Origin of the sequence: Mesorhizobium sp. M7A.F.Ca.US.010.02.1.1 (assembly GCF_004023085.1) — a bacterium.
Classification (GTDB): domain Bacteria; phylum Pseudomonadota; class Alphaproteobacteria; order Rhizobiales; family Rhizobiaceae; genus Mesorhizobium.
The window spans coordinates 122,139-137,693 of sequence record NZ_RZRV01000002.1 but is presented as its reverse complement, the minus strand read 5'-3'; the positions used below and the strand labels follow the sequence as shown (position 1 = coordinate 137,693).

Sequence of the window (15,555 nt, the reverse complement as noted above, 5' to 3'; positions counted from 1 at the left end):
AGTCACTCTCAGAGATCGGCAAACACGTTTTTCACCGCATCGGCTGTCTTCGACACGACGATGTCGGCTTCCTCGCGGGTCAGGCAGAGCGGCGGCGCAAAGCCCAGAATGTCGCCCTGCGGCATGGCGCGGCCGATGACGCCGCTTGCGGCAAGCGCCGTCGCCACCTGCGGCCCGATCTTGAGCGAAGCGTCGAAGAACACCCGGTCGTCCTTGTCGGAGACGAACTCCACCGCCGCCAGCATGCCGTCGCCGCGGACGTCGCCGACATTCCTGTGGCCGCCGACCGCCTTGGCCAGTTCGGCGCGGAAATAGGCGCCGGTCTCGCGGGCATTGGTCACAAGATCCATCTCGTCGATCAGTTCGAGATTGGCGACGCCGGCGGCAACGCAGATCGGATGCGCGGAATAGGTCCAGCCATGGCCGAGCGAACCGAGTTTGTCGGAGCCTTCAACCAGCACCTGCCACATCTTGTCCGCGACGATGACGCCCGACAGCGGCGCATAGGCCGAGGTCAGGCCCTTGGCGATGGTGATCAGGTCCGGCTTGATGCCGTAGTGGTCGGAGCCGAACATGGTGCCCAGCCGGCCGAAGCCCGTCACCACTTCGTCGGCGACCAGCAGCACATCGTACTTCTTAAGCACCGCCTGGATCTTTTCCCAATAGAAGGCCGGCGGCGGCACGATGCCGCCGGTGCCCAGGATCGGCTCGCCGATGAAGGCAGCGACCGTTTCCGGGCCCTCAGCCAGGATCATCTCCTCGAGCTTGTCGGCGCAATGCTGCGAAAATTGCTCCTCGCTCATCGAGCGGTCGGCGCGGCGGAAATAATAAGGCGCCTCGGTGTGCAGGATCGGTGCGCGCGGCAGGTCGAAGGCGTTGTGGAACAGGTCGAGCCCGGTCAGCGATCCCGTCATCACGCCCGAGCCGTGATAGCCGCGCCAGCGCGAGATGATCTTCTTCTTCTCCGGCCGGCCGAGCACGTTGTTGTAGTACCAGATCAGTTTGATGTTGGTTTCGTTGGCATCCGAGCCTGAGAGGCCGAAATAGACCCTCGACATGCCTTGCGGCGCGCGGTCGATGATCATCTTGGCGAGCGTGATCGAGGCTTCGGTGCCGTGGCCGACATAGGCGTGGTAGTAGGCGAGGTTCTTCGCCTGGGCGGCGATGGCGTCTGAAATCTTCTGCCGGCCGTAGCCGACATTGACGCAATAGAGGCCGGCGAAGGCGTCGAGGCTCTTCTTGCCATTGTTGTCCCACACAGTGACGCCTTCACCACCGGCCATGATGCGCGTCGGGCTCTCGCCGCGCGCGTGGGTGCCCATATGGGTCGAGGGATGGAACAAGTGGTCGCGATCCCAGGCGGCGAGTTCGTTGGACTGGTCGAGCATTCTTTTGACTCCTGACAAAAGGGTGATTCCGGTGCAGCTTAAGCTACATCGAGGCAGAGATATTTGAGATCGGTGAAAGCCTCGAGTCCGTGGCGCGAGCCTTCGCGGCCGATGCCGGATTGTTTGACGCCGCCGAACGGGATCGGCGCGCCGGTGATCTTGACGCGGTTGATGGCGACCATGCCGTAGTCGAGGGCGCGGCCCATGCGTTGCTGCCGGCCACCATTCTCGGTCACGACATAGGCGACGAGGCCATATTCGGTGGCGTTGGCGCGGGCGATCACTTCGGCCTCGCTGTCGAACGGCGTCACGGCGGCCACCGGACCAAACGTCTCCTCACGCATGATCAGCGCTTGGTCCCTGACATCGGCCAGCAGCGTCGGCTGGTAGAACAGGGGGCCAGCCAGGTGCCGCTTGCCGCCAGTGAGGCAGCGCGCGCCGTGAGCGATGGCATCGGCGACCTGTTCCTCGACCTTCTTGACGGCACGCTCGTGCATCAGCGGGCCGATGTCTGTGCTATCAGCAAGGCCATTGCCGGTCCGCAACGTCTCGATGCGCTTGGCGAAGGCGGCACAGAACCGATCGTAGATCGGACGCTGGACATAGATACGGTTGGCAGCGAGGCAGTCTTGGCCCGACGTGGCGAATTTGGCGTCGACGGCGATATCAACCGCCTTGTCCAGATCGGCATCGGCAAAGACGATCAGCGGCGCGTGGCCGCCTAGCTCCATCACCAGCCTTTTCATGGTCGGCGCACTTTGCGCGGCGATCAGCCTGCCGATCTCGGTCGACCCGGTGAAACTCATGGCTCGGACGCGCGGATCTTCGCACATCCGCCCGACGATGGTCGAAGCCTTGCCGGTGACGATGTTGAAGGCGCCTGCGGGCAGGCCGGCGCGCTCACCGAGTTCGGCCAGAGCCAGCGCCGACAGCGGTGTTTCCGAGGACGGATGCGCAACGATGGTGCAGCCGGCGGCAAGGGCTGCCGCAGCCTTGCGGGTCAGCATCGCCGACGGAAAGTTCCACGGCGTGACGATGCCGACGACACCGAGGGGCTCGCGCCGCACGATCATTTCGGCGTTCGGCAGATGGCTGGTGACGCTCTCGGCGTTCAGGCGTTTTGCTTCCTCGGCATACCATTCGATGAAAGAGGCGGCGTAGTCGATCTCGCCCAGCGATTCCTGCAGCGGCTTGCCCTGTTCCAGCGTCATCAGCAGAGCCAGATCATCCTTGGCGCCGAGGATCAGCTCGAACCATTTGCGCAGGATTTTCGAGCGCTCCTGCGGCAACAGTGCCCGCCACGCCGGGAAGGCGCGCGCGGCCGCATCGATCGCCTTTGTCGTCTGCCGTGCATCTAGCGCGGCGACGAAAGCGACAGTCGTGCCGGTGGCCGGATCGGTGACCTCGAAGCTTTCAGCGGCTTCGCTTGCCGTCCAGTGGCCATCGACATAGGCGAGTTCACGCAGCAGCCGGCGGTCGGTCAGGCGGTCGAGCGCTTCATGGCGATGCGAGCGGGCGAAATGCGCGGACATGGTCGAGACCTCCCGGTTCGGACTGATGCGGGAAGACTATCCGCCCGATGCAGATAGAGAGGCTGTTTGGATGCCTCGAAGGAGAGAGACTCTCTCTTTTGTCCCGCCCCGACAGATGATCTCTCCGCCTTAAGCCGACGCCGGCAGCAGGTCGGCTATGGGCAGCGCGATCTCGTCCTTCACCGTCTTGGTGACGATGTAGGTGAAGTAGCGGTCGATGCCGATTTCCCGTTCGAGCAAGCCATCGACCAGCCGCTGATAGGCGTCGATGTCGCGCGCCATCACCTTCACCACATAGTCGACGCCGCCGCCGACAGACCAGCAGGCGACGATCTCGGGAACATCGCGGATGACGCGCTCGAAGCGGTCGAAATCGGCCTGGCGGTGGTTTGCCAGCGTCACCTCCATCAGGACGGTGGCAACGGGTGCGACGACGCGCATGGCGATCCTGGCGTGATAGCCCGAGACGATGCCGGCCTTCTCCAGCTTGCGCAGCCGCATCCAGCACGGCGTCGGCGACAGGCCGACCTGCTCGGCCAGCGCCAACTTGGTGATGCGTCCGTCGCGCTGGATGGCGTCGAGGATTTTCAGGTCGATCGGGTCGAGTTTCGCGGATGTCATCAGAGCTCACTTTTCGTCCGAGTACCATGACGGCGCATTATTTCGATTGTCAATTGCACTGATTTCGATCTCTAATAAGTCATGACATTGTGGCAACCCGATCCCGCGCTCATCCGGCGCCCGGCCTATCAATCGCTGGCCGACCAGTTCGCGCGCGCCATCCATGACGGGCGCCTCGCCAATGGCGCGCGGCTGCCGACCCATCGACGTCTGGCCGACGACCTCAAGCTTTCTGTGCAGACGGTGAGCCGCGCCTATGAGGAATTGATCCGCCGCGGGCTGATTTCGGGCGAGATCGGCCGCGGCAGCTTCGTCCAGACGCAGCGCCGCGAGCCGGAACCGCCCTATCTGCCGGAGCGGCTCGGCGAAGTCATCGATCTGTCGATCCTGAAGCCGGTCTGCGAGCCGATGCATCTGGAGCGGCTGAAGCAGGCGCTGGGCTGGCTGGCCGAGAACCTGCCGTCGAGTTCGGCACTGTCGTTTCGGCCCAACATGGTGTTTCCGCGCCACCGCGCGGTGGCGGTCGAATGGCTGAAACTGTGCGGTCTCGACACCTCCGCGCAGAACATCAGCCTGACCAACGGCGCCACCGCCGGCATGACGGTAGCGCTGATGAGTGTCGCCCCGCCGGGCTCGACGGTCGCCACCGAGGCGATCGGCCACCATACGCTGGTGCCGTTGGCACGCTATCTCGGCTTCAACCTGGAAGGCCTGCCGATCGACGACAACGGCCTGATCCCGGAAGCGCTGGACGAAGCCTGCCGGCTTTCCGACATCCGCGCGGTCTTCGTGCAGCCCTCGGTGATCAACCCGACGGCGACGTTGATGGATGCGGCGCGGCGCGAGCAGATCGCGGCGGTTGCGCGCAAGCACGACATCGCTATCATCGAGAACGATGTGCTCGGTCCGCTGGTCGAAGACCGGCCGCCGCCGGTTGCCGCGTTCGCGCCGGAGCGCACGCTCTACGTCACCTCCTTCACCAAGATCACCGTGCCCGGGCTGCGCATCGGCTATCTCGTCGCACCCGACCGCTATGTCGCCGCCGTCGCCAACCGGCATCTGGTTTCGAACTGGATGGCGACGCCGCTGGTGGCCGAGATCGCCACAAAATGGGTGACCGACGGGACGGCGATGGAGCTTGTCCACTGGCAGCGCGCGGCTTTGCGGCGCCGGCAGGATATTGCAGCGCAAGTGCTGGCGGGGGTCGGCTATCGCGCCCGGCGAGACGGGCTGCATGTCTGGCTGCAACTGCCGGCCGACCGCGCCGAGGAAAGCTTTGTCGCCCAGGCCCGCCTGCAGGGTGTGGCGATTGCACCCGGCACGTCCTTCCGTATTTCGGCTGCGCCGTGGCATCCGGCGGTGCGTATCTCGCTGGGTTCGACCACCGAGGGGGAACTGCGCGCCGGCCTCGGCGTTGTCACCAAGCTGCTGCTTGGCGATCCGGAACACCTGCTGCTCGCTATCTAGGCTGGGGTTGCTCGGAAATTGTGCGGAATCAGAAATAATTGTCATGATATTATTTTCTCAATTGACATGATTTGGCGCGTTCCGCATCGTTAAGAGCATAGACCTCTCCAGGACGGGGAACTGCAGTGCCCACGCCCATCATCAAGATCGACGCCATTTCAAAAAGCTTCGGCACTTTCAAAGTGCTGGACGGCCTGTCGATGCAGGTCATGCCTGGCGAAAAGCTGGCACTGATCGGCCCGTCGGGCTCGGGCAAGACGACAATCCTGCGCATCCTGATGACGCTGGAGCGCATCGATGGCGGTCATATCCAGATCGACGGTGAGCAGCTCTATCACATGGAACGCAACGGCCAGTTGCTGCCCGCCGATGAGCGACACCTGACAAGGATGCGCCAGAAGATCGGCATGGTCTTCCAGCTGTTCAACCTGTTTCCGCACAAATGCGTCATGGACAATGTCACGCTGGCGCCGATGCTGACCAAGGGCACGCCGCGTGCGGCCGCCGAAAAGCGGGCGATGGAACTGCTCGAGATGGTCGGCATGGCCGACAAGGCGAAAAGCATGCCGGCACAGCTTTCCGGCGGGCAGAAGCAGCGCGTGGCGATCGCCCGGGCGCTGGCGCTGTCGCCAAAGATCATGCTGTTCGACGAGGTGACGTCGGCGCTCGATCCGGAGCTGGTCGAGGAGGTGATGAACGTCATGCGCAAGCTTGCCGCCGAGACCGACATGACCATGCTACTGGTCACCCACGAGATGGGCTTTGCCCATGATTTCGCCGACCGGGTGCTGTTCTTCGATCGTGGCAGGATCGTCGAGGAGGGCAAGCCCGACGAGATTTTCCGCAATCCCAAGCAGGAGCGCACGCAAGGCTTCCTGAAGAAGATCATCGCGGCCGGACATCGCGTCTGACCGCAATGCCCAAGGCGACGAAGTCGTCCCGAGGTGGCGAGAGCCGCCTCGTAACAAAGCAAGACAAGAAACAAGGAGTTGGGAACAATGAAAAAACTTGGCATTCTGGCTGGCGTCGCCAGCCTTGCGTTGGCGGCGGTGCTGGCCGCCTCGAACGTGGGTTCGGCCGATGACAGCAAGCTCGAACAGCTCAAGGCGCAAGGTTTCGCCCGCCTCGCCATCGCCAACGAGCCGCCCTATACGGCGGTCGCCGCCGACGGCAAGGTTTCGGGTGCCGCGCCTGATGTGGCCCGCGAGATATTCAAGCGGCTCGGCGTCGCCGACGTCGCCGCTTCGATCTCCGAATATGGCGCCATGATCCCTGGCCTGCAGGCCGGTCGCTTCGATGTCGTCACCGCCGGCCTGTTCATGAAGCCGGAACGCTGCGCCGCCGTCGTCTATTCCGAGCCGGTGCTTTGCGATGCCGAGGCGATGTTGGTGAAGAAGGGCAATCCGAAGGGCTTCAAGAGCTATGAGGATGTCGCCAAGGATACGACTGCGACCATCGGTGCGCCGGGCGGCGGCACTGAGGAGAAGCTCGCCCTCAATGCCGGCGTGCCACGCGATCGCGTCATCGTCGTGCCGGATGGCCAGAGCGGCGTGAAGATGCTTCAGGATGGCCGCATCGACGCTTATTCGCTGCCCGTCCTGTCGATCAATGATCTGGTCAAGAAGGCCAACGATCCGAACCTCGAAGTCATCGCTCCGGTGCAGGGCGCACCGGTCTATTGCGACGGCGCCGCCTTCAAGAAGGGCGACGAGGCACTGCGCGACGCCTTCGACGTAGAACTGGCCAAGATGAAGAAATCAGGCGAGTTCGCCAAGATCATCGAGCCCTACGGCTTCTCGGCGGCGGCCGCGATGTCGACCAGCCGCGACAAGCTCTGCGCGGCGAAGTGAAGTAAGGAAGACCCCTTCATCCGGCCCTTCGGGCCACCTTCTCCCGGCTGGGGAGAAGAGGCTGGCGCCGACGCTGGTGGTCTCCTCTCCCCGCCGGGGAGAGGTCGGCCGAGCGTAGCGGAGGCCGGGTGAGGGGGCTTCGACCAAACGTCCAGGTGGAACAGTACATTAGATGACCCAGTGGTCCGGCTATTTCGGCCTGATATTGCAGGGAGCGCTTGTCACCATCGAGCTGACGCTGATGGGGTCGGTGCTTGCGCTGTTCATGGCCTTTCTTGCCGGAATGGGGCGGCTGTCGCGTTTCTTCGTGCTGCGCGCGCTGGCTACCGCCTACATCGAATTCTTCCGCGGCACCTCGATCTTCGTGCAGTTGTTCTGGGCCTATTTCGTGCTGCCCTTCATCGGCATTTCGCTGACCCCGTTGCAGGCCGGCGTGCTGGCGCTCGGCCTCAATGTCGGCGCCTATGCCGCCGAAGTGGTGCGTGGCGCCATCCAGTCGATCGGCCGCGAACAGTATGAGGCCTGCACAGCGCTCAATCTCGGCCGCTGGCAAGGCATGCGCCACATCATCCTGCCGCAGGCGCTGCTGGTGATGCTGCCGACTTTTGGCAACAATGCCATCGAATTGCTCAAGGCGACCGCCGTGGTGTCGCTGATCTCGCTCACCGACCTGACCTTCCAGGCGCAGGTGGTGCGCGCCCAGACCGGCAACACCCTGGTGCCGTTCACCACCATCCTGATCATCTACTTCATCCTCGCCCTGCTCATCTCGTGGGGCGTGCGCTCGCTGGAACGACGCATGGCGCGCGGCCTCGATGGGGTGCGTGCCTGATGGCCAATTCCCTTCTGATAAATTGGGCTTGCTGATGGAGTGGGATTGGAACTTCGTCTGGGAAATCATGCCGACGCTGATCCAGGGGGTGAAGATCACCATCCTGGCGACGCTGCTCGGCTCGGTGCTGGCGGCGATCGTCGGGCTTGGCATTGCGCTTGCGCGCCGCTCGCCCAACAAGGCGCTGTCGCGCACGGTCGGCTGGGCGGCTGAATTAATCCGTGGCACGCCGCTGCTGGTGCAGCTCTATTTCATTTTCTACGTGCTGCCCGACATCGGCATCCTGCTGCCGCCGCTGGTAGCCGGTGTCATCGGCCTCGGGCTGCACTACGGCACCTACACGGCGGAAGTTTATCGCGCCGGCATCGACAATGTGCCGCGCGGCCAGTGGGAAGCGGCCAAGGCGTGCAATCTGAGCGCCACGCAGACCTGGACCAACATCATCATTCCGCAGGCTATCCCGCCGATGATACCGGCGCTCGCCAATTATTTCATCGCCATGTTCAAGGAAACGCCGCTGCTGTCGGCGATCACCGTGCTGGAGCTGATGAACCAGGCCAAAAGCGTCGCCAACACCTACTATCGCTATATCGAACCGATCACGCTGGTCGGTGCCTTCTTCCTGGTCATCAGTCTGTCTTCGGTCATGCTGCTGCGCTGGCTGGAACGCCGCTACGGCAAGATCGAGAGGTAGCCGATGAAACCCTTGCCCGAGATCAAGGTCTATCCGAAGCGGCCGGCGCTGGATGCGCGCCCGCTGGAGCGGCGCGTCGGCCTGATTATCCTGGCCACCGACCATACCAGCGAACCGGATTTCCGCCGCATGGTGGCGGGCGAGCGGGTCGGCGTCTATGTCGCGCGCATTCCCTATGCCAACCCGACGACGCCTGAAAACCTGCGCAAGATGCAGCCGGCGCTGACGGCGGGCGCGGCCCTGATCCTGCCGGACGAGAAGCTCGATGCCATCTGCTATTCCTGCACTTCGGCCTCGGTGGTGATCGGCGATGCCGAGATCGAGGCGGCGATCCAGGTCGCAAAGCCCGGCGTGCCGGTGGTCACACCGCCGATGGCGGGCGTGCGCGGGCTGCGTGCTCTGGGCGCAAACAAGATCAGCATTCTCACTCCCTACACGGTCGAGACATCCAGGCCGATGGCCGCCTATTTCGCCGCGCGCGGCTTCGAGATCGTCAGCTTCACCTGCCTCGGCTTCGAGGACGACCGCGAGATGGCACGCATCGCACCGGCAACGCTTGTCGACCTGGCGCGTGAAGCGACCGACGCCAGCGCCGATGCGCTGTTCGTGTCCTGCACGGCGCTGCGTAGCGCCCTCGCGGTCACCGGCATGGAAAATTCTATTGGACGTCCCGTGGTGACCAGCAACCAGGCGACCGCCTGGAATTGTCTGAGATTGTGCGGGGATGAGGCGCCGCATCCTGAGTTCGGGCGGCTGATGACGTTGCCGTTGGTTCAGTAAGATTATGTCCAGTGTGAGCGAGCACCCCCCTCTGGCCTGCCGGCCATCTCCCCCTCAAGGGGGGAGATTGGCAGTTCATGCGTCACCGCTCTTCCTGCAACATCGACAATTGGCGAAGGTGTTGCAGCCGCTAATCTCCCCCCTTGAGGGGGAGATGGCCGGCAGGCCAGAGGGGGGCGTTTCGTGATGCCCGCCGTCATTCTCACCGACATCCGTACCGCCCGTGAGCGTATCGCTGGTAAAGTCGAGCGCACGCCAACCGTCTTGTCCCACAGCCTCTCGGAACAGTTCGGCGTCCCCGTTCACCTCAAGCTCGAGCATCGCCAGACCACCGGCAGCTTCAAGCTGCGTGGCGCCTCGAACGCCGTCGCCTCGTTGAACGCCGAACAGAAGGCGCGGGGCGTGGTCGCGGCCTCGACCGGCAATCACGGCCGCGCGCTGGCGCATGCGGCGAAGCTTGAGGGCATGCGCGCCGTAATCTGCATGTCGCGCCTGGTGCCCGGCAACAAGCTCGACGAGATCCGCCGGCTTGGCGCGGAAGTCCGCATCGTCGGCGACAGCCAGGACGATGCCCAGCAGGAGGTCGATCGGCTGGTGGCGCAAGAGGGGCTGGTTATGCTGCCGCCCTTCGACCATCCCGACATTATCGCCGGGCAAGGCACGCTCGGGCTTGAGATGATCGAGCAGGTCCCGGATGCCGCCCTCGTTCTGGTCCAGCTCTCCGGCGGCGGGCTCGCCTCAGGGGTTGCTGCAGCCATCAAAGGCGTCAGACCCCGGACAAAAGTCATCGGTGTCTCGATGGCGCGTGGCGCGGCGATGAAGGCCAGCCTCGATGCGGGCCAGCCGGTGCTGGTGGAAGAATTGCCGACGCTTGCGGATTCGCTCGGCGGCGGCATCGGCCTCGACAACCGGCTGACCTTCGCCATGTGCCGCGACCTGCTCGACGATGTCATCCTGCTCAGTGAAGACGAGATCGCCGCCGGTATCCGCCACGCCTATGCGCAGGAGCGCGAAATCGTCGAGGGCGCCGGCGCGGTCGGTATCGCCGCGCTGCTCGCCGGCAAGGTCAGGGCGGACGGGCCGGTGGTCGTGCTTCTTTCCGGCCGCAACATCGATATGGACGCGCACCGCACAATTGTCTGCGGCGAGGCGCCGTCGCTTAAGGAGCGCGCCGCATGAGCCGGATGACCATCCTTACCGAGAAAGAGTTGCGGGCGATCGTGACACTCGATCTCGATGCCGTCGCCTGCATTGAAAACGCTTTCCGCGCGCTCGCTACCCTGCCGGTGGCGATGCCGCCGATCCTGCGGCTCGATATTCCCGAGCATCGCGGCGAGGTCGACGTGAAGACCGCCTATGTGCCGGGCATTGACGGTTTTGCCATCAAGATCAGCCCCGGCTTCTTCGACAATCCGAAGCTCGGCCTGCCCAGCGTCAACGGCATGATGGTGCTGCTGTCAGCCAAGACCGGCCTGGTTGAAGCGCTGTTGCTCGACAATGGCTATCTCACCGACGTCCGCACGGCTGCCGCCGGCGCCGTCGCCGCCAAACATCTGTCGCGGCAGGACTCGTCCGTTGCCGCGATCTTCGGCGCCGGCGTCCAGGCTGGATTGCAATTGGAAGCCCTCATGCTGGTGCGGCCGATTGCCGAGGCGCGCATCTGGGCGCGCGATGCGGCAAAGGCCGAGGCGACCGCCGGAGCCCTGCGCGAAAAGCTCGGCATCGTCGTGCGTGCCGAGCCCGACGCGGCAAACGCGGTTGTCGGCGCCGACATCATCGTCACCACCACGCCTTCGACCGAGCCGCTGATCAAGGCAGGGTTCGTTTCCGCAGGGCAGCACATCACTGCGATGGGCTCCGACGCCGAGCATAAGAATGAGATCGCGCCGGCAATCCTGCGCATGGCCGATCTCTATGTCGCCGACAGTGCCCGCCAGACGCGGCGGCTGGGTGAGCTGCACCATGCCATCGCGGCGGGTGTGATGGCTGGAGATGCGGAGGTGACCGAACTCGGCCAGATCATCGCCGGCGAAAAACATGGCCGGCGCTCGGCCAGCGACATCACCATCGCCGACCTCACCGGCACTGGCGTCCAGGACACGGCGATCGCCACGCTCGCTCGAGACCGCGCGCGGGTGGTGAAGGCGGGAACCATTTTCGAAAGCTGATACCGGCCGCAAGGCCCAACAAACGAGGACCAAGAACAATGCAACCGAACCTGAGATTCTCGCGCGGCGAATACGCGGATCGCCTCGCGAAGACACGCAAAGCCATGGAGGTGAAGGGCGTCGATCTTCTTGTTATCAGCGATCCTTCCAACATGGCCTGGCTGACCGGCTACGACGGCTGGTCGTTCTATGTGCATCAGGCGGTTATCGTGCCGCCTTCGGGCGAACCGGTCTGGTACGGGCGCGGCCAGGACGCCAACGGCGCCAAGCGCACCGCCTATCTCGCGCATGACAACATCGTCGGCTATGCCGACCACTATGTGCAGTCGACCGAGCGCCACCCGATGGATTTTTTGGCCAGCGTGCTTGCGGATCGCGGCTGGGGCAAGCTGACAGTCGGCGTCGAAATGGACAATTACTGGTTCTCGGCGGCCGCCTTCGCGTCGCTGCAGAAGCATTTGCCCAATGCCCGCTTTGTCGATGCCACCGCGCTGGTCAACTGGCAGCGTGCGGTGAAGAGCCCGACCGAGATTGACTATATGCGCAAGGCGGCCCGCATCGTCGAAGCGATGCACCAGCGCATCTTCGACAAGATCGAGGTCGGCATGCGCAAATGCGATCTCGTTGCCGAAATCTATGATGCCGGCACGCGCGGCGTTGACGGTATCGGCGGTGATTATCCGGCGATCGTGCCGCTGCTGCCGTCGGGTGCCGATGCCTCGGCGCCGCATCTGACCTGGGATGACAGACCGATGAAGCGGGGCGAGGGCACCTTCTTCGAGATTGCCGGCTGCTACAACCGCTATCACTGCCCGCTGTCGCGCACCGTCTTCCTCGGCAAGCCGACGCAGGAATTCCTCGATGCCGAGAAGGCGACGCTGGAAGGCATGGAAGCGGGGCTGGCCGCGGCGAAACCCGGCAACGCCTGCGAGGACATTGCCAACGCCTTCTTCGGTGTCCTCAAGCGATACGGCATTATCAAGGACAACCGCACCGGCTATTCGATCGGGCTGTCCTATCCGCCGGACTGGGGCGAGCGCACGATGAGCCTGCGTCCCGGCGACCTCACCGAACTGAAGCCCGGCATGACCTTCCATTTCATGACCGGCCTGTGGCTGGAAACGATGGGACTGGAGATCACCGAGTCCATCCTGATCACCGAAACCGGTGTAGAGTGCCTGGCCAATGTGCCGCGTAAGCTGGTGGTGAAGGATTGAGCCCGATGTCCAGCACCCGCCCGTCGCCGATCGCGCCGACCGTCGATTTCGACCGCGACGGCATCCAGCACGGTTTCCTGCGCTTGCCCTACAGCCGCGACGATTCCGCGTGGGGCTCGGTGATGATCCCGATCTGCGTCATCCGCAACGGCAACGGGCCGGCAGCGCTGCTGACCGGGGGCAACCATGGCGATGAGTATGAGGGACCGCTGGCCCTTTACGATCTCGCCAGGACGCTTGATCCGAAACATGTCAGCGGCACGGTCATCATCGTGCCGGCGATGAACTATCCGGCCTTCCGCGCCGGCACGCGGACGTCGCCGATCGACAAGGGCAATATGAACCGCAGCTTTCCCGGCCGGCCGGACGGAACCGTGACCGAAAAGATCGCCGACTATTTCCAGCGTGAGCTGCTCCCCCGCGCCGACATCGTGTTCGACTTCCATTCGGGCGGCAAGACGCTGGACTTCGTGCCGTTCTGCGCCGCGCATACTTTGCCCGACAAGGCGCTGGAGCAGAAAGCTTTCGACGCGGTCGCGGCCTTCGCCGCCCCGTTCTCGATGCGCATGATCGAAATCGACGTCGTCGGCATGTATGACACGGCAGCCGAGGAGATGGGCAAGGTCTTCGTCAGCACCGAGCTTGGCGGCGGCGGCACGTCGCGCGCGCAAACCGTGCGGATCGCGCGGCACGGCATTCTCAACGTGCTGCGCCACGCCGGCATTGTCGCCGGTGCGGTGGAGAAGACCTCAACCCAGTGGTTGGATATGCCATCGGGCGATTGTTTCTCCTTCGCCGAAGATGACGGCATGATCGAAACCATGGTCGATCTCGGTGAACCCGTCGAAAAGGGCGCGTTGCTGGCGCGCATCCATTCCACCGGCCGCACCGGCATCGCCCCGCAGGAGATCCAGGCAAAAATGTCGGGCATGCTGGCGGCGCGGCATTTCCCCGGGCTGGTCAAGGCCGGCGACTGCGCGGCGGTGGTGGCTGTGCACGTCTGAGCGGTTCCGCCGAGGCTTGCTCCACCCGGCTCGGGTCCTTCGTCACTTGCTCTGCGTCCGTCGCGGCCCTTCGGCGCGGCGGAAAGAAGCAGGATAGCGAGCGGAGTCGACATTGCAGGACGATGTCACTATATAGCGGCGGCTTCGACCCGCGCGCCCGAGGGCCGCACCTCGAAGCAACTGTGAATGTGTAGTGTGTTGCGCCATCTATTGTGACGGAAATCGGCTCGGAAACCGGAAAAAAGCAAATAGAAACAGTGGCGCAGCGCTGGGCGTGACCTAGCCAACGGTACCGACTCCTCCAGAATCAGAAAATGCTCTTGACCCCTCGATTTCCTATGGCTCTGTGGACCTTGGACGGCATTGGCTTGCCGGCCGACCGCGACTCGGCTGGAATGGGGACATGCATCCTTTGCGGGATGTCGACGTTTATGATTACCAACCGGCTTTGCCGCCAGGGAACAGCAGTATGAGTGAACACGCCATCGAATTCTTGCGGGGATGGATCGGCGAAAAGGTCCATTGCCAGTCCTCCCAGGCAAGGATCGACAAGCAGGCCGAAACCCTGGCCAAGGAGTGCGCCGCCGAGGCGGCCGAGGTCGGCATCCCGCTGGAGGACATCCAGGAAGAAGTCGGCGATATCCAGGAACTTATCGCATCCCGGCTTGAGGAAGCGGCCGAGGCCGAGGAAAGCCAGCAGGCTCCGAGAAAAGCCGCGGAATGATCACCTAGAGAAGTTCACCGTTTCACGGAAACAGTGAACTTCTCTAACTCTTTGTTTTTACGCAATCCCGGACGGAAAACCGTTTCACAATTTTCCTGGAATTGCTCTAGCGGCGACGTTGTTTCAGCGCGGGCTTCTGGCCCGCGTTTTTGTCTTCAGCCAAACTTTTCCTTCAGCCACGCCTTCGGCAGCGCCGGCACGAAATTTCCGTCGCGTCCGGTCATATCGTCATTGGCAACCAGCGCGTTGAGGATTGCTTCCTCGACGGTCTGGATCACCGCATCGAAAAACGGATCGATATCGGTGTCCGGAATAAAATCGGCGCTGGCGGTGCGGCCGGAGGGCGCCAGCGCCGCGCTCGCATTGGCGGTTGAGAAGGCGATAAAAATGTCGCCTGAGCTGTGATAGCCGAAGCCGCCGGTCATGGCGACGCCGAGCGGCACCCGGCGGGCCAGCCGCTTCATCTGATGCGGCAGGAACGGTGCGTCGGTGGCGACGACGGCAATGATCGAGCCCTTTTCAGCACGCGGTGTGCCTTCGCGGACCGCCGGCTCGACGAGTTCCGGCCCGACGCGTAGGCCGCGAATGGTGATATTGCGCCGTTTTCCAAAATTAGACTGCACGAAGGCGCCGACGGTGTAGGCACGGCCGTGCCATTCGACGATGCGCGATGCGGTGCCGGAGCCGGCCTTGAAGCCGAAAGTGATCATGCCGGTACCGCCGCCGACGCTGCCTTCCTCGATCGGTCCGCCGGCGGCGCCGTCGAGGGCCTGCGCAACATGCGCTGACGTCAAATGGTGACCGTTGATGTCGTTGAGGAAGCCGTCATAGGTCTCCGCCGCCACCGGCAGCCCCCAGCCGCTGTCGAGTGCCGCCGGCAGCACGCTTTGCATCCAGCGCAGCGTGCCGTCGCGCGAAACACCGCAGGAATGCGTGTTGGTGATGGTGATCGGGAAGTTGAAAGCGCCGGTTTCCTCGACGATGTGCGAGCCGGTCAGTTCGCCGTTTCCGTTCTGGCTGAAGATGCCGGCGAAGACCGGGGTGGCGAGATCCGCCAGCGGTCTGGGCAGGATCGCGGTCACGCCGGTGCGCACCGGTCCCTCGCCGACGACAAGCGCGCCATCGCCCGAAATCAGCGTCGCATAACCGACCGCGACGCCGGGCACATCGGTGATCGCGTTAAACGGTCCGGGCCGCCCGTCGAAGCCGATGCCGAAATTTCGCGCGCGCGGTTTGCCTGAGGGCGTTGTCAGATGATGCGGATTGTTGGTCATGGTG

The 15,555-nt window shown here is 63.7% G+C and carries 15 protein-coding genes; 11 read left to right on the top strand and 4 right to left on the bottom strand.

Features of this window, described 5'->3' with window-relative positions:
* Nucleotides 1-8 precede the first annotated feature (8 nt).
* From EOA19_RS02570 to EOA19_RS02560, 3 genes are all read right to left on the bottom strand, one after another.
* Complete coding sequence (locus EOA19_RS02570; protein ID WP_128302588.1) at nucleotides 9-1,388, bottom strand: aspartate aminotransferase family protein; 1,380 nt, start codon at nucleotides 1,386-1,388, stop codon at nucleotides 9-11.
* A 38-nt stretch (nucleotides 1,389-1,426) separates the two neighbouring features.
* Nucleotides 1,427-2,920 carry an NAD-dependent succinate-semialdehyde dehydrogenase gene (locus tag EOA19_RS02565; protein WP_128302587.1) on the bottom strand — a complete coding sequence of 498 codons (1,494 nt, stop codon included), beginning with the start codon at nucleotides 2,918-2,920 and terminating at the stop codon, nucleotides 1,427-1,429.
* Nucleotides 2,921-3,049: 129 nt separating this feature from the next.
* On the bottom strand, nucleotides 3,050-3,541 hold the full coding sequence (locus EOA19_RS02560; RefSeq protein ID WP_023809051.1) for an Lrp/AsnC family transcriptional regulator: 492 nt from the start codon (nucleotides 3,539-3,541) through the stop codon (nucleotides 3,050-3,052).
* A gap of 81 nt (nucleotides 3,542-3,622) precedes the next feature.
* Here EOA19_RS02560 and EOA19_RS02555 point away from each other — a divergent pair, with 81 nt between their 5' ends.
* The 11 genes from EOA19_RS02555 (at nucleotide 3,623) to EOA19_RS02500 (ending at nucleotide 14,277) form a co-directional block, all read left to right on the top strand.
* Complete coding sequence (locus EOA19_RS02555) at nucleotides 3,623-5,008, top strand: PLP-dependent aminotransferase family protein (RefSeq protein ID WP_023809050.1); 1,386 nt, start codon at nucleotides 3,623-3,625, stop codon at nucleotides 5,006-5,008.
* A gap of 125 nt (nucleotides 5,009-5,133) precedes the next feature.
* Nucleotides 5,134-5,919, top strand: coding sequence for an ectoine/hydroxyectoine ABC transporter ATP-binding protein EhuA (gene ehuA / locus EOA19_RS02550; protein ID WP_023809049.1), 786 nt, complete (start codon nucleotides 5,134-5,136; stop codon nucleotides 5,917-5,919).
* Nucleotides 5,920-6,006: 87 nt separating this feature from the next.
* Entirely contained in the window at nucleotides 6,007-6,858 is an 852-nt protein-coding gene (gene ehuB, locus EOA19_RS02545) for an ectoine/hydroxyectoine ABC transporter substrate-binding protein EhuB (protein WP_023809048.1), read from the top strand.
* Nucleotides 6,859-7,030: 172 nt separating this feature from the next.
* Entirely contained in the window at nucleotides 7,031-7,690 is a 660-nt protein-coding gene (gene ehuC / locus EOA19_RS02540) for an ectoine/hydroxyectoine ABC transporter permease subunit EhuC (protein ID WP_127292796.1), read from the top strand.
* Nucleotides 7,691-7,724: 34 nt separating this feature from the next.
* Complete coding sequence (gene ehuD / locus EOA19_RS02535) at nucleotides 7,725-8,384, top strand: ectoine/hydroxyectoine ABC transporter permease subunit EhuD (protein ID WP_128302586.1); 660 nt, start codon at nucleotides 7,725-7,727, stop codon at nucleotides 8,382-8,384.
* Nucleotides 8,385-8,387: 3 nt separating this feature from the next.
* Complete coding sequence (eutA, locus tag EOA19_RS02530) at nucleotides 8,388-9,164, top strand: ectoine utilization protein EutA (RefSeq protein ID WP_128302585.1); 777 nt, start codon at nucleotides 8,388-8,390, stop codon at nucleotides 9,162-9,164.
* 186 nt (nucleotides 9,165-9,350) lie between these two features.
* The gene (gene eutB / locus EOA19_RS02520; RefSeq protein ID WP_128302584.1) at nucleotides 9,351-10,343 is read left to right on the top strand and encodes a hydroxyectoine utilization dehydratase EutB; all 993 of its coding nucleotides are present in this window, start codon (nucleotides 9,351-9,353) and stop codon (nucleotides 10,341-10,343) included.
* Entirely contained in the window at nucleotides 10,340-11,332 is a 993-nt protein-coding gene (gene eutC, locus EOA19_RS02515; protein WP_128302583.1) for an ectoine utilization protein EutC, read from the top strand. Before eutB ends, eutC begins: the two co-directional genes overlap by 4 nt.
* A gap of 38 nt (nucleotides 11,333-11,370) precedes the next feature.
* Entirely contained in the window at nucleotides 11,371-12,549 is a 1,179-nt protein-coding gene (gene doeA, locus EOA19_RS02510; RefSeq protein ID WP_128302582.1) for an ectoine hydrolase DoeA, read from the top strand.
* 5 nt (nucleotides 12,550-12,554) lie between these two features.
* Nucleotides 12,555-13,553: a N(2)-acetyl-L-2,4-diaminobutanoate deacetylase DoeB gene (gene doeB, locus EOA19_RS02505; protein ID WP_128302581.1), complete on the top strand. Its 999-nt coding sequence runs from the start codon at nucleotides 12,555-12,557 to the stop codon at nucleotides 13,551-13,553.
* Nucleotides 13,554-13,956: 403 nt separating this feature from the next.
* A complete protein-coding gene (locus EOA19_RS02500) occupies nucleotides 13,957-14,277 on the top strand; it encodes a hypothetical protein (protein WP_245478279.1) in 321 nt (106 codons plus the stop codon).
* Nucleotides 14,278-14,432: 155 nt separating this feature from the next.
* Here EOA19_RS02500 and EOA19_RS02495 read toward each other — a convergent pair whose 3' ends face one another.
* Nucleotides 14,433-15,551 (bottom strand): P1 family peptidase, encoded by a 1,119-nt coding sequence (locus EOA19_RS02495; protein WP_128302580.1) that lies wholly within the window; start codon nucleotides 15,549-15,551, stop codon nucleotides 14,433-14,435.
* Nucleotides 15,552-15,555: the final 4 nt, after the last annotated feature.

Bases quoted from the DNA above. Each gene is read 5' to 3' on its own strand.
- EOA19_RS02570 (WP_128302588.1), bottom strand. From the start codon at position 1,388: ATGCTCGACCAGTCCAACGAACTCGCCGCCTGGGATCGCGACCACTTG.
- EOA19_RS02565 (WP_128302587.1), bottom strand. From the start codon at position 2,920: ATGTCCGCGCATTTCGCCCGCTCGCATCGCCATGAAGCGCTCGACCGC.
- EOA19_RS02560 (WP_023809051.1), bottom strand. From the start codon at position 3,541: ATGACATCCGCGAAACTCGACCCGATCGACCTGAAAATCCTCGACGCC.
- EOA19_RS02555 (WP_023809050.1), top strand. From the start codon at position 3,623: ATGACATTGTGGCAACCCGATCCCGCGCTCATCCGGCGCCCGGCCTAT.
- ehuB (WP_023809048.1), top strand. From the start codon at position 6,007: ATGAAAAAACTTGGCATTCTGGCTGGCGTCGCCAGCCTTGCGTTGGCG.
- ehuC (WP_127292796.1), top strand. From the start codon at position 7,031: ATGACCCAGTGGTCCGGCTATTTCGGCCTGATATTGCAGGGAGCGCTT.
- ehuD (WP_128302586.1), top strand. From the start codon at position 7,725: ATGGAGTGGGATTGGAACTTCGTCTGGGAAATCATGCCGACGCTGATC.
- eutA (WP_128302585.1), top strand. From the start codon at position 8,388: ATGAAACCCTTGCCCGAGATCAAGGTCTATCCGAAGCGGCCGGCGCTG.
- eutB (WP_128302584.1), top strand. From the start codon at position 9,351: ATGCCCGCCGTCATTCTCACCGACATCCGTACCGCCCGTGAGCGTATC.
- eutC (WP_128302583.1), top strand. From the start codon at position 10,340: ATGAGCCGGATGACCATCCTTACCGAGAAAGAGTTGCGGGCGATCGTG.
- doeA (WP_128302582.1), top strand. From the start codon at position 11,371: ATGCAACCGAACCTGAGATTCTCGCGCGGCGAATACGCGGATCGCCTC.
- doeB (WP_128302581.1), top strand. From the start codon at position 12,555: ATGTCCAGCACCCGCCCGTCGCCGATCGCGCCGACCGTCGATTTCGAC.
- EOA19_RS02500 (WP_245478279.1), top strand. From the start codon at position 13,957: ATGCATCCTTTGCGGGATGTCGACGTTTATGATTACCAACCGGCTTTG.
- EOA19_RS02495 (WP_128302580.1), bottom strand. From the start codon at position 15,551: ATGACCAACAATCCGCATCATCTGACAACGCCCTCAGGCAAACCGCGC.